Consider the following 15,467-nt stretch of genomic DNA (forward strand, 5'->3'; position numbering starts at 1 on the left):
ATCCCGGCTTTGAACAGTGCGCGCACGATACCGCAAGTTCGGGGTGAAATGTTAAATTTCGAACATTTCCCGACGCACGGGAATCCCGGTCTGGAACCGGGCTACCACTCTTCCTGCTTGGGCAGCAGCCCCCGCAGCTCGGCGTCGGTCAGATTCCGCCACTGGCCGGGCTTCAGATGCCCCAGCTTCACGTTGCCGATCCGAACCCGCAGCAGCTGTTTCACCCGGTACCTGAAGTGGGCGGCCATCAGCCGGATCTGCCGGTTCAGGCCTTGCACCAGGACGATCCGGAAGCCGAACCGGCCCAGCTTGCCAGTCCGGCACGGCAGGGTCGTCTCCCCGTGGATCGGGACGCCCCGGCTCATCCCGCGCAGGAACTCCTCGGTGACCGGATGGTTCACCGCCACCAGGTATTCCTTCTCCAGCTTGTTCTCCGCCCGCAGGATGGCGTTGACGATGTCGCCATTGCTGGTCAGCAGGATCAGCCCTTCCGAATCCTTGTCGAGGCGGCCGATCGGGAAGATCCGCTCCTCATGGCCAACGAAATCGACGATGTTGCCCGGCACCGACGATTCCGTGGTGCAGGTGATGCCGACCGGCTTGTTCAGAGCGATGTAGACGTGCCTGCGCTTGCCCTTGGCCGCCATGCGCACACGCAGCTGCCGGCCGTCGACCTTGACCTCGTCGCCCTCGCCCACCTCGGCGCCGATGCGGGCGCGGACGCCGTTGACGGTCACCCGTCCCTCGCCGATCAGGCGGTCGGCCTCGCGCCGCGAGCAGAATCCAGTGTCGCTGATGTGTTTGTTCAGGCGCATGACCGCGGCGCGTTCATCCAAAGGCGGCAGGACGACATGCCGCGGGGCGCGCATGCTGACACAGCCGGCCGGCCGATGTCAGGCGACGAGGTCGGCGTACTGCGGGTGCTTCTTCAGGTAGGCCGCCGCGTAGGAGCACTGCGGCACGACCTTCAGGCCTTCCGCCCGCACGTACTCCAGCGCCGCCTGCACCAGCTGGGCGGCAATGCCGCGGCCACCGATTTCCGAAGGCACGATGGTGTGCGTGATGGTCACGATGCCGTCCGCGCGCTCGTATTCGACATAGGCCTCGTGGCCGTCGACGCGCGTGTTGAAGCGCCGGGCGCCCGTGTCGTGGCTGATCTGGAGGTCGTCGCTCATGTCGGAAATCCGGTTCGAAGTTGGGGCATGTGCCTGCAGCCGCTCACCCGAACCGCGGGTGGCTCAGCTGCGACAGGAAGTGCGATAGCACGGACGGGTCCATGATCAAGGTGAACATGACGCCGAAACCCGCGCCCCACAGATGCGCGCTGTGGTTGATGTTGTCGCCGCCACGACGATCCATCCAGATGCTGTAGCCCACGTAGAGCACGGCATAGACGATCGCCGGGATCGGAATCGGAATGAAGAACAGATAGATGCCGGACCACGGCGACATCAGGATGTAGGAGAACAACACCGCCGAGACCGCGCCGGAAGCGCCGAGGCTGCGGTACTGGCTGTCATGGCGATGGCGGGTGTAGGTCGGCAGGATCGCCACCACGATCGCAGCCAGGTAGAACACCAGGTAGCCGATCATGCCGATCCGCTGCACGAACACCTCTTCGACCGCACGGCCGAAGAAGAACAAGGTGATCATGTTGAACAGCAGATGGCCGAAGTCGGCATGGATGAAGCCATGCGTGATCAGGCGGTCGTACTGCTTGGAACGATCGATGGCCGGTGGCCACAGGATCAGGCGATCGGCCAGACGCTGATTGTTGAACGCCATCCACGACACCAAGCAGGTGGCGACGATGATGAGTATGGTGACCGGCGATTGCATCGGATGTTCCCAGTTTCAGACGATTCTGCTGTTGGATGGTTCTGTTTTAGATGATTCTGTTCACGAATGGTTCTCTCACGCGGTTCTGTAGTTGTCCTGCATCGGATAACGACGCGCGTATCCGGCGAAGGCCAGTGCCGTGAGGAAAGCAAAACCGGCGAAGAAGAACATCAGGAACGCATTTTCGCTCAAGCCGGTGCTGGCGATGTGCGAGATCACGGCTTCGTTGCGCACGCCCGCGTTGGTCAGCAACACCCAGACGTTGCCGAAGGTCACGGCCAGATACCAGAACGCCATGATCACGCCCTTCATCGATCCCGGCGCCTGGCTGTAGGCAAATTCGAGCGCGGTGGCCGAAACCAGGATTTCGCCGAAGGTCAGCAGTGCGTAAGGCAGGATCTGCCAGGCCAGCGATACCGGATCGCCGCCGTCGATGGCGAGCTGGATCATGCCGGCCACGATCCAGGCGATGCCGGAAAACAGAATCCCCGCGCCCATCCGCCGCAAGGGTGTCGGCTCGATACCCACCCGGCGCAGCACTGGATACAGCACGAGGTTGTTGAACGGAATCATCAGCATGACCAGCGCTGGATTGAGCGCCTGCATCTGCGCCGCATCCTTCACCAGCCAGCTCGGCCACCACCACAACTCGTGCGGAATGGCCATGGTCTTACCCTGCAGCACCCAGGTCGAGGCCTTCTGGTCGAACAGCGACCAGAACGGCGTGGTCAGCGCGAACACGATCAAGATGCGCAGCACAGCGCGCACGCCGTCGACCGACGCGTTCGCATGCACGTTACGCGCACGCTCCAACTGCATCGACGCACCGGCGCCCCCGAAGGCGATCACCAGCCCGAGCGCGAGACAGGCGCTGATCACGAAGCCAAGCTTCGGAATCAATAGCAACGCCACCAGTGCCAGCACGCCGCCGGCCACGGCGACCATCAGACCCGGACGCCCCTGCCCCGGTGCGCGCGCGAACAGCGAGGTGCGGACCACAAGCAGGAACGCATCCGGATCGGACTGCACGGGAGGTACGTTCACATAACGCTTCCGCCCCAGCCAGAAGACGAACGTGGCGATGAACATCAGCACGGCCGGAATGCCGAACGCCACCTCCGGCCCCTGGCTGCGTAGCATCAACGGCATCAGCAGCGAACCGAAGAAGCTGCCGAAATTGATGACCCAGTAGAACGCGTCGAACACCGGCTTCGCCAGATGTTTGTTGCTCTGGTCGAACTGGTCGCCACAGAAGGACGCGACCAACGGCTTGATACCGCCGGAACCGAACGCGATCAGGAACAGGCCCGTATAGAAACCGATTCGGTCGTTCGGCAATGCCGCCAGGCAGACCAGGCCGGCGCAATACACCAGCGAGAACCAGAAAACGGTGTTGTATTTGCCGAAAAAGCGGTCCGCGAGCCAGCCGCCCAGCAGCGGAAAGAAGTACACGCCAATGACGAAGGTGTGGAAAACATCCTTGGCCGCGCCCTCGCGTTCGGCCTCCGGCAGATAGGCGAGCAATACGCTGCTGGCCAGGAAGGACACCAGGATGTTGCGCATCCCGTAGAAGCTGAAGCGTTCGCAAGCCTCGTTGCCGATGATGAAGGGGATCTGCCGGGGCAATTTCCCGGTCGGAGCGGCTGCGGCGGCAGTCGTCATCGGCACTGAACTCTTTCTCGGACCAGCGCGAAGCCTAACCCAAGCGCCCGCTTTCTGCCTCGTGTCACAAGTCGCGGCGCCCCCACGCCCGCGTTGATTCGTCAATTAGGACAGTCAGCACTTGGGCTGCCGGAACGCCGCAGGCATCATCCGCGTCTTCCCGCCGCCCGTGAGACCGCCATGTCCCGCTTCGTTCGCCGTCTGCCGCTGCTTGCCCTCGCCCTTGCCCTGACGCCGCCGTGGGCGGGCGCGGCCGAGGACGCGCTCACCACGATTTCCGAACGCTCCGGATTCCTCAAGACCGGCCGCTACGACGAAGTGATCGCGCTGTGCAGCGCCTTCGCGCAGAAATATCCGGATTCCGTGCGCTGCATCGATTTCGGCGTGACACCCGAAGGACGGCCGATGAAGGCCCTGGTCGCGACGCGCACCGGCGCGTTCACGCCCGAAGAGGCGCGCGCCAAGCGCGTCCCGGTGCTGCTGATCCAGGGCGGCATCCACGCCGGCGAGATCGACGGCAAGGACGCCGGCTTCCTCGCGCTGCGGCAAGTGCTCGATGGCAAGGCGGCGAAAGGCGCGCTGGATCAGCAGGTGCTGCTGTTCGTGCCCGTGTTCAACATCGACGGCCATGAGCGCTTCGGCCGCTGGAACCGTCCCAACCAGCGCGGTCCGGAGGAAATGGGCTGGCGCACGACCGCACAGAATTACAACCTCAACCGCGACTACGTGAAGGCCGACGCACCGGAAATGCAGGCGATGCTGGCCCTGGTGAACGCCTGGGACCCGATCCTCACCGCCGACCTGCACGTCACCGATGGTGCCAAGTTCCAACACGATATTTCCTTCCAGATCGAACCCGTCCACGCCGGTGACCCAGAGTTGCGCAAGGCCGGGCTGGCGCTGCGCACGGCGCTCGTCGACGACGTGCGCAAGGACGGCTCGCTGCCGTTGACGTTCTATCCCTCGTTCGTCAAGGACGACGATCCGTCCTCCGGCTTCGTCGACAACGTCGCGCCGCCGCGCTTCTCGCACGCCTACTTCATGTACCGCAACCGCTTCGCGCTACTGGTGGAAACGCATTCGTGGAAGGATTACCCGACGCGCGTGCGCATCACCCGCAACACCATCGTGGCTCTGCTCGAGCAGACCGGGCACAACGGCCATGTTTGGCTCTCGCTGGCGCACGATGCCGACAAGCATGCCGAGACGATCGGCGGCACTTCCGTTCCGATCGACTTCAAGGCCACCGACAAGACGCGCACCGTAGATTTCCTTGGCTACGCCTACACGCGCACGCCTTCCGACATCTCCGGCGCTTTGATGACGCATTACGACGAGAACACGCCGCAAGTGTGGAAGCTGCCGCTGCGTGACGAGATCGTGCCCGACCATCGCGTCACCGCCCCCATCGCCGGTTATCTGGTGCCCGCGGCGCAAGCGGTCTGGGTGGGAGAGAAACTGAAACAGCACGGCATCGTGTTCCGTCGCCTCGGCGCCGCGCTGACGCAGGCGAAAGTACAAGCTTTCCGCGCCAACAAGACCACGTTCTCGCCGAGATCGGTGGAAGGCCACCAGCCGCTCGAACTGCAAGGCGCATGGAAACCGGAAACGCGCGACCTCGCCGCCGGTGCTCTGTTCGTGCCCATCGCGCAACCGAAGTCCTGGCTGGTGATCGCGATCCTCGAACCGCAAGCACCCGATTCGCTCGCGACCTGGGGCGAATTCAACAACGCCTTCGAACGCAAGGAAGGCATGGAGGCCTACGTCGCCGAGGATGTCGCCCGCGAAATGCTGGCGAAGGATCCCGCGCTGAAGGCGGAGTTCGAACGACGCCTGCGCGAAGACTCTGCATTCAAGAAGGATCCGCAAGCGCGTCTTGACTTCTTCTATCAGCGTCACTCGTCCTGGGATGAGCGCTACAACCTCTATCCGGTGCTGCGCACCGACGTCGCTCCTGGCGACTGAGTCACCGCACGAAAACGATCTCCTGCATCACGCGGGAGATCGTTTTTTATCGAATTTGATCTCACCGATTTCATGATCGGTTTCACGTTGTTTTCATCGCTGCGATGCTGCACTGCAGCACAGCTGGAGAGGTTTTCTCAGCGCAGTGAAACCACGGGGGACCATTCATGCTTGCGATCCTTCTCGACAAAGAAAAATCCGCGGCGACGCCCGCCCAGCCATTGGCGAACCTGCTCACGCGCTACGGTATCGATAACATCCTGAGTTCGACGGACGCGCACGATGTGCAGATCAATGCGCTGGACGCCGACGCTGGACATGTCGGCTCCGACGATATTCGCGACGTCGTGTTGATACGACCGCATCCCGGCATCTCCGGACTGGCGATCCGCCGGCTCACACTGAATACCGTGCGCCTGCCCTCGCATCTCGCGGTCTGGGACGACAGTCCGCAACCTCGCCTAGTCGCCGCGCGCGTGCCGGTCTCGAGCCTGCGCAGATTGCGCCTCCACGATGAAACCGGCATCGAGCAGGCCGTGCGCGCGCTCAGCGCATCCGGCGCGCTCCAGGAATACTCCGTGCACGAGTTCGTCAGCGCCGATGTGCTACGCATCGGTGGCTCGTTCTCGAAATCCGGCGTGCGCAAGCATTTCCTCAAGCAGGCCAGCGGTCGCGGCGCGATCAAGCTGCGCGACGAGGTCGAGTTCTACCGGCAACTGCCCGAAACACTGCGCCATCGCTATCCGGAACTGCTGTTCCACGAATACGCGGACGACAGGACCACCTTCGGCGTGGAGTACAAGGCCTTCCCCAATCTGCGCGACCTGCTGCTCAACCTGCAGATCACGCCGGCACAGGCGGCCGAACTGCTGCGCTCGGTGCTGGAATACGAATACGGCCAGGCCTACCTCGCCCATGCACAGCCGGTACCGGACAATTACCTGCAGGACTACCACTTCAACCGGGTCTGGCGCCGCATCGCGTTATCGGCGGAGATGGACCCGATGTTCAAGGATCTCATCGCCACGCCGTGGTTACACATCAACGGCCGATACATTCCCAACCTTCCGGCGATGCTGTATGCGCTCGAACGCAACCAGGCGGCACAGAAGCGGCTGTTGCCGAACACGGTATCGCGCTACATCCATGCCGACCTGCATCTGGAAAACATCCTCTGCGATCTCGACAACGGCGATTTCTGGCTGGTCGATCCGCACGGCTACCCGGTCTGCGACATCTACTACGACCTCGGCAAGCTGGCGCACAGCTACAACAGCCACTACGACCTGCTGCACGAAGGACGCCACGAATCCCATTGCCACATCCAGAACTCCGTGGCCCACATCGACTTCCGCTTCAACTCGGGAACGCTGGTCGGCATCTATCGCGAACTGAACGAACGCATGCGCACCGTCGTGCATGAATTGCTCGGCGAGCGCGACACCGAACTGCGCGTGCGTTTCAACGAAGCGATGCACTTCAGCTCCGACATGCCCTTCCACATCCACTCCGACGCCACGCCGAGCGTGGCCGTGCCGATCTACGCCACGGGCGCGCTACTGCTGGTCGAGGTGCTGGAGGAACTGGACATCGACCCGCTTTCGGCCTGCGCCGGATTGCACAGCAAAGGGTTGGAACGGCTGCGCGAAGTCGGCGGCAAACCTTGGTGTTTCGAGAGGTAACGATGCAATCGATGCGAGTTCAGCTCGCGGTCTTCGATATCGACGGCACCCTGCTCCACACCGGGCAACCACTGTCGCCGCACACCATGGCGGCGCTGCACGACACGTACCGCCGGGGCATCTCCCTGGCACTGGCGAGTTCGCGTCCGGCCGCGGCGCTGGACGTGATCGCCGACACCATCAAGCTGCCGATGTACCGGATCGCCTACAACGGCGCTTATGCCGAGGACTTGCGCGGCGATGACATCATGACGGAAGCCTTCCGCGTCGATGCGCCATTGCTCACCGCCTTGCAGCATTACCAGCAGCGCGGTGGCACCGTGCATCTCTACGACCAGATGCATCGCTGGATCGCCTTCGGCGATCGCGGGCGGGTCGAGGAGGAAGAACGCATCGTCGGCGTCCGCGTGCATTATCGTACGACCATGATCGATACCCGTGACGTCGAAACGCCGCTGTTCAAGGCGCTCTGCCAGGGCCAGGAACAGCATCTGGGCGAAGTGCGCGAACTGCTCGCGGCGCAGGGGGATCTGAACCTGCTCTCCAGCGGTCGCGACTACTACGACATCCACCCCGTGCGGGCCGGCAAGCACGCGGCGCTGACGGCCCTGTGCAAGCACCTGCAGATCGGCCTGGACGAGGTGGCCGCCTTCGGCGACAGCGATTCGGATGCAGAGATGCTGGCACATGTGGGATTGGGCGTGGCCGTCGGCAATGCCAGCGCGCGGGCGCGCACCGCCGCCAGCGTTCATCTCGAAGGCCCAGGCTCGGGCGCGCTCGAGGATTTCCTGCTTCAGTTGCAACCACCGTCCTCGCTGGATTCGTGACGCAAGCACGATCCGGTCGACACATGGCGACGAACCGCGAAATCCTCATTCTCGGTGCCAGCGGCGGTCTGGGCACCGCGCTCGCCTCGGGTTTCGCGGACCTGGACGCCGTCGGCACGACCCGCTCCGGCATCGGCGCGACGATCGCGGTCGACGTCGGCGATGAGGTGGCGCTGCGTGGCGTCATCGAAACGGTGGCGCCCCGCTACATCCTCTATGCCGCGGGCATCGCAGACCCCGATGCGTGCGAACGTGATCCGGATCTGAGCAAGCGCGTGAATCTCGACGGCCTGGGCCACGTGCTGCGCCATGCACGCGCGCAAGGCAGCCGCGTTCTCTACTACTCCACCGATTACGTCTTCGGGAGCGCTGGCGAATACGACGAGCATGCCAGGACGTCGCCACTGCAGACCTACGGCCGGCACAAGCGGCAGGCGGAACAACTTCTGCTCGGCTTCGACGCGGCGCACCTCGTGCTGCGCCTGCCGCTGCTGTTCGGCGCCACGGTGCCCGGCCGCGACTTCGTGACGTCCACCGCGCAGGCATTGCGCGAAGGGCGGCCGTTGCGGCGCGACGAGCGGCGGCGTTATCCAGTGTCCGTGGACCACGTCGTTGTGGTCACGCGGCGTCTGATCGCAGATCCCGAACTCGAATCCGGCGGCATCTTCCACGTGGAAGGCTCGGATGGGATCAGCAAATCCGAATGGGCCTGCTACATCGCCGGCCTGCTCAGGATCGAGCCGCGCTTCGACCCCGCCCCTGCCCCGGCGCCACTGGCACCGCGTCCGGACGGCGCACGCCTGCGCAGCCTGCATCCTGAATTGTGCGCATCCGCACCCGGCGAACTGTGGCGGCGGACACGCGAGATCGTGGCGGCGAGCTGAATTTCCCCACCGCCGTTGCCGATGCGTTCCGGCGGCTGCGTTTATCCTGCGGTCTCCGCCCACAGGAAGCCGGACGACATGCACCGCATCCCGATCCCCGCGCTGTTGCTGCTGTGCCTGCTGACGGCATGCCAATCGCCCGCCGGAGGCGCCGTGAACGATTCCACTTCCAGCCCCGCGACACCTCCCACCGCGACAGCCGCGCAGCCCGTCATCCGCGGCAAGGCGACCTACCTGCAGCGGATCAAGATGGCACCAGGCGCCTCCTTCACCGTGCAACTGATCGACGGCCGCCTCGCGGACTCGCCGAACGCGGTGCTGGCCCAGACCACGCTGAAGGACGTGGCGGGACCGCCGTATGCGTTCGAGCTGCCCTACGATCCTGCAAAACTGCACACGGACGGCGCATACGGCCTGCATGCCAGCCTACGCGGCGCCGACGGCAGCCTCCTGTTCGTTACGGACACCCGCATTCCCTACACGCCCGGCAAGGACGATGTCGGCGAATTCGTCATGACCATGGTCAATGGCGCGGCCTCCTCCGACGCACCGCCCGAGGGCGGCAAGACCAGCCCGGTCTGGGACGAGGCCCGCAAGCGTGGGGTCGCTTTTCGCGCGGTCGGCAACGAACCGGGTTGGTGGGTGGAAGTCACCGAAACCGATCCGCCGGTGATCCGCGCCGAACTCGACTACGGCGAACGCAAGATCGAAGTGGCGAAAGCCATCGGCATCAGCAGCACGTTCGGCTTCGGCGGCAAGACCGCCGACGGTACCGATGTCCTGCTGCGCATCTATCGCGAGCCTTGCAGCGACGACATGAGCGGCGCCGCCTTCGACGCGCGTGCCGAGCTCACCGTCGGCACGAAGACCTATCGTGGCTGCGGCAGCTGGCTGGACGAACAGCACTGACGCTGATCCGTGGCCTGCGCCTCCATCTGGAGGAAAGCCCCCTTGAGTCAAGGGGCGCCGCGACAGCGGCGGGGTTGTGGAAGCAAAGTACCCGTGGCCCAAAGTTTGCGTAGCGGACTTTGGGGCTTGATCTGGCGCTCCCGCCGGATCAAGCAGCGTTGATCCGGTCTCGCCCGGCTTCCTTGGCACGATACATGGCGGCATCCGCGTGCCGCACCCAATCGTCCACCGTCACCAGCAGCCGATCCGCTTCCGCCAACCCGATGCTCAGCGTGCAGCGCTGCTGTTCGGCATCCGGCCCGCGACGCTCCAGGAACAGGAGCCGGATGCGTTCGGCCACATCACGGGCATTGCGCAGGTCGGTTTCGGCGAACAGCACGGCGAACTCGTCACCGCCGTAGCGCGCGGGCACGTCGATCTCGCGCAGGGATTCGCGCAGCACATCGGCGATGCAGCACAGCACGCGATCGCCGCTGGCATGGCCATGCCGGTCGTTGACCATCTTGAAATTGTCGACGTCGATCAGCATCACCACGGCCGGCCGGCGCGTGCGCAGGAAGCGCGACAGTTCGCTGTTGACGACCTCTTCCCAATACCGGCGGTTGTGCAGCCCGGTCAGCGCATCGATGCGATTCAGGCGTTCGAGCATGCGGTTCTGCGCGCCGACCCGCACCGTCAGCCTGCGCACCAGCGTACCGAGCGCGGCGGTGTAGATGAACAGGAATGGCAGCGACATCGCGATGCTGAAGGTCGTCGTATGCAGTTGCACCGGAAATCCGAGCAGCCCCCACACCACCAGGCATGTCGTCACCAGCACGGCCAATGTGCGCAGATAGAAACGCACGCCGGCCACCGCGATCCTGTCGATCGTCAGCATCGCGGCCAGGAGCGTGCTCGGCAGCAGGTTGAGCTGCATCACCGCGATCCACGCGCCGCCGATGGCGGAATCGAGCATGAGGTTGCGGAATTCCATCTTCAGCGGATCGCGGCTGCGCCGGGCGATCTGCCAGGCGATATGCGGCCAGACCAAGCCGTTGAACCCCAGGATCAGCCACGTCGGCCATGCGGCGCCGTTTACATAGAGCACCGACGCCACGGAAAGCGCGCCCAGGCCCATCCCCAGCATGCGCATCCAATGATTGCGATCGACGACCTCGACCATGCGGGCGCGCCTGTTGGAATCGGGGCTAGGTGGTAGTGTCGCGGCGTTGATAATCACCCCTGTTCAGACATTTCGACGGCGGCAGCCTACGTTTCCCGACCCTGTTTGGGTTGGCATGCCGTCACGATCCCATCTCTCGGCCATCTAACGCACCTGTCAAAGCATGCATGATGGGAAGCAGAGCACGAACGACGATGTAGAAGCTTACGCCCGTCATCCATCCTCCCTCTTGCCATTCTTGGCAGCGAGGAAATCCGCAAGCGCACCCAGCTGCGCCGCCTGGACGCGATCGACGACAGGTGCCAGCTTGCTCAGATCGTCCGGTGCATAGCCACCGGCGCGATACCAAAGGGTGATTCTCGTCGCGCTCTCGCCCGTGGCGACGATGCGCCATTCGAGCACACCGTGCAGGCCCATGCCCTGCAACGGCCCCAGCCCACCGACCATGCGCATCAGCTTGCCCGGCTCGACGAAGGTCACCGTCAAATGCTGGGCTTCCCGCCCGTCGCCCGCCTTGCGGACGCGTTCGCAGAAACAGCCGCCCGCGCGCGGATCGATGCTCAGCGTGGACTCGTTGCCCCACCAGGTGTGGTCTTTCGGCCACCAGCGGTCGACGTCCTCGACCAGCGCCTTCCATGCCGTTCCGGCATCGACCGGGACCTCACGGGAATTCTCCAGGGTGAATCCGGATGCCGTGGCATCCACCACCGCGGCCGAAGCCCACGGCGCCGCGAGCGACGCTAACAGGGCGAACGCAAGCGACAAGAGGCCTGTTCGATGCATGCGGTGTCTTTCCATGGAACGGCTACCGTTTTACTGGCAACGGCGTCGCGCCCGCAAGTCACTCGCTGGAATCACTGCTTTCCAGCGCTTCCCAACGGGCGAAGGCAGCATCCAGCCGAGCTTGGACATCGGCAAGCTCCGCGGTATCTGCTGCGACCGCAGCATGGTCGCGCTGGTAGTAACCGGTGTCCTGCATCGCCGCGGTCAGTTCCGCCAGCCTGGCTTCCAGCACTTCGATCCGCCCCGGCAATTGCTCCAATTCGCGCGCGTCCTTGTAGCTGAGCTTGCGCTTTTGCGCGGGCGCGGGTGGCGACGACCGGGCCGGCGCCGTTTCCGTTTTCGCGGCCACGGCGGGCGATGACCGTTGCGGTTCCACCGGCGGTCTTCCCTGGCGCAACCAATCGCTGTAACCGCCGACATATTCGCCGACGCGCCCCTGCCCCTCCATCACCAGGGTCGAGGTGACCACGTTGTCGAGGAAATCGCGGTCGTGGCTCACCAGCAGCAACGTGCCCGGATAGTCGCTCAGCAATTCCTCCAGCAGTTCGAGCGTTTCGACGTCCAGATCGTTGGTCGGCTCGTCCATGACCAGCAGGTTCGACGGCCGCGCGAACAGCTTCGCCAGCAGCAAGCGGTTGCGCTCGCCGCCGGACAGGCGCGTGATCGGCGCGCGGGCACGTTCGGGCGTGAACAGGAAATCCTGCAGGTATCCGATGATGTGCTTGCGCTTGCCGCCGATTTCGATGAACTCGAGTCCCTCGGCGACGTTCTCCAGCGCATTCCAGTCCTCGCGCAGCGTGGTCCGGTACTGGTCGAAGTAGGCGACCTGCAACTGCGCACCGATGCGCACCTCGCCCGCCTGCGGCTGCAGTTGGCCGAGCAGCAGCTTCAGCAGCGTGGTCTTGCCGCTGCCGTTCGGACCGATCAGACCGATACGGTCGCCGCGCAGCACGGTGGTCGAGAAATTCCGCACCAGATGCGTACCGCCCCAAGCGAAGTCCACGTGCTTGGCTTCGATCACCTTCTTGCCGGAATTCCCGGCCTGCGCGGTTTCCATGCGCACGTTGCCGGTCAGCTCGCGCCGCTGCGCGCGCTCCACGCGCATCGCTTCCAACCGCCGCACCCGGCCCTCGTCGCGCGTGCGGCGCGCCTTGATGCCCTGGCGGATCCAGGCCTCTTCCTGTGCCAGCAATTTGTCGAAGCGGGCTTGCTCCTGCGCCTCCGCATTGAGCCGCTCCTCGCGGCGGCGCATGTAATTGCCCCAGTCGCCGGGCCAACTGGTCAGCTGCCCGCGATCGATCTCGACGATGCGCGTGGCCAGCGCCCGCAGGAACCGGCGATCGTGGGTGACGAACACCAGCGCGCCCGGCCAGGCCTTGAGGAATCCTTCCAGCCAGTCGATGGCGGCGATGTCGAGATGGTTGGTCGGCTCGTCCAACAGCAACAGATCAGGCGCCGAGACCAATGCCCGCGCCAGCAGCACCCGACGCTTCATGCCGCCGGACAGGCGCTCGAACACGGCATCGCCATCGAGCCCGAGCCGCGACAGGGTTTCCGCCACGCGCTGATCGAGCGCCCAGCCGCCACCCGCCTCGATGCGGGCCTGCGCCGCGGCGAGCGCGGCTGTGTCGATCTCGCCCTCGTGCCCGGCATGGATCAGGTGGTGGTACTCGGACAGCGCGGCGCCAAGCTCGCCCATCCCGTCGGCGACCACGTCGAAGACCGTGCCGCCTGCGCCGGCCGGCACCTCCTGCTCGAGCCGCGCCACGCGCACGCCGCCCTCGCGGCGGATCTCGCCGCCATCCGGTTTCAGTTCGCCCGACAGCAGGCGCATCAGCGTGGATTTGCCGGCGCCGTTGCGGCCGATCAGGGCGATGCGTTCGCCGGCCTCGATGGACAGGTCGACGCGTTCGAGCAGGAGCGGGCCGCCGACGCTGTAGTCGACGGCGTTCAAGGTGATCAAGGACATGTCATTAGTTTACCGGTCCCCCGCTATGCAGCGGTCGGTCATCGCAGTACATTCGCACCGCTGTCGACCATCACATCCACGGAGACCACTATGGCCAAGGGCCTGGACAAGAAAAAAGAAGAGAAGAAAAAGCCGGAAAAGACGCTGAAAGAAAAGCGTGCGGCGAAGAAGGAAAAGAAGGCCGGCAAGTAAGCCGGCTTTCTTTATTCCGGATCAGGAACTGCAGGACAGCATCGAGCACCCCGCCCGCGTCCGTGCCCAGTCCGGGCGCTTCCGGTCGAAGGCTTCCCGGCCGGGCTGTTCGTCGTAAGGCCGGCGCATCACGTCAAGCAATTCGGCGATCCCTGCCGGGTCGCCCGCTTCGGCACGGTCGATCGCCTGCTGAGCGAGATAGTTGCGCAGCACATAGCGCGGATTGGCCGCGTTCATGCGATCGCGGCGTTGCTCCGGCGATGAAGGGTCGTCGCGCAGTCGCGCCGCATAGCGCTGCAACCAGGTCGTGAACTCCGGCTCGGCGTCATCGCGCTTGGCGTCTTCGTAGAACGCATCCCGCAGCGGGTCGAGCGCCGGCGCCTCCACATCCAGAAGCGTCAAGTTTCGGAAGAAGATCGTCATGTCGACCTCGGTGTCTTGCATCAGGCGATGCAGGTCGCGGATCAGTTCGACATCCTCGTCGCGGCATTCGCTCAGGCCCAATTTGCGGGCGATGTTGTCGCGATCGGCACGGGTATAGGCCTCGGCATAACGATCCAGCCCCGCCTGCAAGGGCTCGACCGAACCGAACAGCGGCGACACTGCCTGCGCCAGCCGCATCAGGTTCCAATGCGCGATCTTCGGCTGCCATCCAAAACGATAGCGACGTCCCTGCGCGTCGGTGGTGTTGGGCGTCCAGTCAGGGTCGTAGTTATCGATCCAGCCATAGGGCCCGTAATCGATGGTGAGGCCGAGGATCGACATATTGTCGGTATTCATCACGCCATGCACGAAGCCCACGCGCATCCAGTGCGCGATCATCACCGCGGTGCGCTCGCACACCTGCGTGAACCAATCGCCGTAAAGCGTTTCTCCGGTTCCGCGCAATTCCGGGAAATCCCGGCGGATGGTGAAATCCGCCAATTGCTTGAGCAGAACCGTGTCGCCACGCGAGAACGGCAGTTCGAAATTGCCGAAACGGATGAACGACGGCGCCACCCGGCAGACGATGGCACCCTGCTCCCATCGCGGATGGCCGTCGTAGAACATGTCGCGTTCCACATCCTCTCCGGTGGCGACCAGCGACAGCGCACGCGTGGTGGGCACGCCGAGATGATGCATCGCCTCGCTGCACAGGAATTCGCGGATCGAGGAACGCAGCACCGCACGTCCGTCGGCACTGCGCGAATACGGCGTGGGGCCGGCGCCCTTGAGCTGCAATTCCCAGCGACGACCGTCCGCGGCGATCACTTCGCCCAGCGAGATCGCGCGTCCGTCGCCGAGCTGCCCGGCCCAATGGCCGAACTGGTGTCCGCCGTAATTGGCCGCATACGGCCGCATGCCTTCGAGCAGCGCATTGCCGCCGAAGACGGTGGCGAATTCAGGGCTGGCGAGGTCGGCATCATCGAATCCCAGCGTCGCCGCCATTTCCGCCGAATGCGCGATCAATCGCGGCGAAGCCACCGGCGTCGGATCGACCGGCGACCACAGCGCACCATGCACCTGACGGATACGCGGACCGGCTTCGGCCTCACCGGTCAGCTCACGCACGAAAGCATTGTCGAAATTCAGCGCATGCATCCCGACTAGATT

General features: G+C 64.4%; 13 protein-coding genes. 5 read left to right on the forward strand and 8 right to left on the reverse strand.

Translation table 11 applies throughout. The features are described 5' to 3' along the window. Positions 1 to 101: 101 nt before the first annotated feature. From LG367_RS07140 to LG367_RS07155, 4 genes are all read right to left on the reverse strand, one after another. Positions 102 to 869: a pseudouridine synthase gene (locus tag LG367_RS07140; RefSeq protein ID WP_226468528.1), complete on the reverse strand. Its 768-nt coding sequence runs from the start codon at positions 867 to 869 to the stop codon at positions 102 to 104. Between the two features lie 24 nt (positions 870 to 893). Next, on the reverse strand, positions 894 to 1,175 hold the full coding sequence (locus LG367_RS07145; protein ID WP_226468529.1) for a GNAT family N-acetyltransferase: 282 nt from the start codon (positions 1,173 to 1,175) through the stop codon (positions 894 to 896). A 43-nt stretch (positions 1,176 to 1,218) separates the two neighbouring features. Continuing rightward, a complete protein-coding gene (locus LG367_RS07150; RefSeq protein WP_226468530.1) occupies positions 1,219 to 1,839 on the reverse strand; it encodes a rhomboid family intramembrane serine protease in 621 nt (206 codons plus the stop codon). A 75-nt stretch (positions 1,840 to 1,914) separates the two neighbouring features. Continuing rightward, positions 1,915 to 3,501, reverse strand: a complete 1,587-nt coding sequence (locus tag LG367_RS07155; protein WP_226468531.1) for a POT-type proton-dependent oligopeptide transporter — start codon at positions 3,499 to 3,501, stop codon at positions 1,915 to 1,917. A 180-nt stretch (positions 3,502 to 3,681) separates the two neighbouring features. Between LG367_RS07155 and LG367_RS07160 the strand changes: the two genes are divergently transcribed. The 5 genes from LG367_RS07160 to LG367_RS07180 all read left to right on the forward strand — a co-directional run bounded on the left by LG367_RS07160 (position 3,682) and on the right by LG367_RS07180 (position 9,768). Continuing rightward, a complete protein-coding gene (locus LG367_RS07160; RefSeq protein WP_226468532.1) occupies positions 3,682 to 5,466 on the forward strand; it encodes a M14 family metallopeptidase in 1,785 nt (594 codons plus the stop codon). Positions 5,467 to 5,633: 167 nt separating this feature from the next. Beyond that, on the forward strand, positions 5,634 to 7,148 hold the full coding sequence (locus LG367_RS07165; RefSeq protein ID WP_226468533.1) for a hypothetical protein: 1,515 nt from the start codon (positions 5,634 to 5,636) through the stop codon (positions 7,146 to 7,148). Between the two features lie 11 nt (positions 7,149 to 7,159). Further along, positions 7,160 to 7,975: an HAD-IIB family hydrolase gene (locus LG367_RS07170; RefSeq protein WP_226468534.1), complete on the forward strand. Its 816-nt coding sequence runs from the start codon at positions 7,160 to 7,162 to the stop codon at positions 7,973 to 7,975. Between the two features lie 23 nt (positions 7,976 to 7,998). After that, complete coding sequence (locus tag LG367_RS07175; RefSeq protein WP_226468535.1) at positions 7,999 to 8,859, forward strand: sugar nucleotide-binding protein; 861 nt, start codon at positions 7,999 to 8,001, stop codon at positions 8,857 to 8,859. 78 nt (positions 8,860 to 8,937) lie between these two features. Further along, a complete protein-coding gene (locus LG367_RS07180; protein ID WP_226468536.1) occupies positions 8,938 to 9,768 on the forward strand; it encodes a YbaY family lipoprotein in 831 nt (276 codons plus the stop codon). A 148-nt stretch (positions 9,769 to 9,916) separates the two neighbouring features. On the opposite strand, the gene LG367_RS07185 is transcribed toward LG367_RS07180, so the two are convergent. From LG367_RS07185 to LG367_RS07200, 4 genes are all read right to left on the reverse strand, one after another. Continuing rightward, complete coding sequence (locus tag LG367_RS07185) at positions 9,917 to 10,930, reverse strand: diguanylate cyclase (protein WP_226468537.1); 1,014 nt, start codon at positions 10,928 to 10,930, stop codon at positions 9,917 to 9,919. Positions 10,931 to 11,143: 213 nt separating this feature from the next. After that, positions 11,144 to 11,713 (reverse strand): SRPBCC family protein, encoded by a 570-nt coding sequence (locus tag LG367_RS07190; protein ID WP_226468538.1) that lies wholly within the window; start codon positions 11,711 to 11,713, stop codon positions 11,144 to 11,146. A 58-nt stretch (positions 11,714 to 11,771) separates the two neighbouring features. Continuing rightward, entirely contained in the window at positions 11,772 to 13,682 is a 1,911-nt protein-coding gene (locus LG367_RS07195) for an ATP-binding cassette domain-containing protein (RefSeq protein ID WP_226468539.1), read from the reverse strand. A gap of 213 nt (positions 13,683 to 13,895) precedes the next feature. Next, positions 13,896 to 15,455 carry a protein adenylyltransferase SelO gene (locus tag LG367_RS07200; RefSeq protein ID WP_226468540.1) on the reverse strand — a complete coding sequence of 520 codons (1,560 nt, stop codon included), beginning with the start codon at positions 15,453 to 15,455 and terminating at the stop codon, positions 13,896 to 13,898. Between the last annotated feature and the right edge of the window lie 12 nt (positions 15,456 to 15,467).

This window comes from Luteimonas panaciterrae (genome assembly GCF_020511115.1).
GTDB lineage: Bacteria > Pseudomonadota > Gammaproteobacteria > Xanthomonadales > Xanthomonadaceae > Luteimonas > Luteimonas panaciterrae.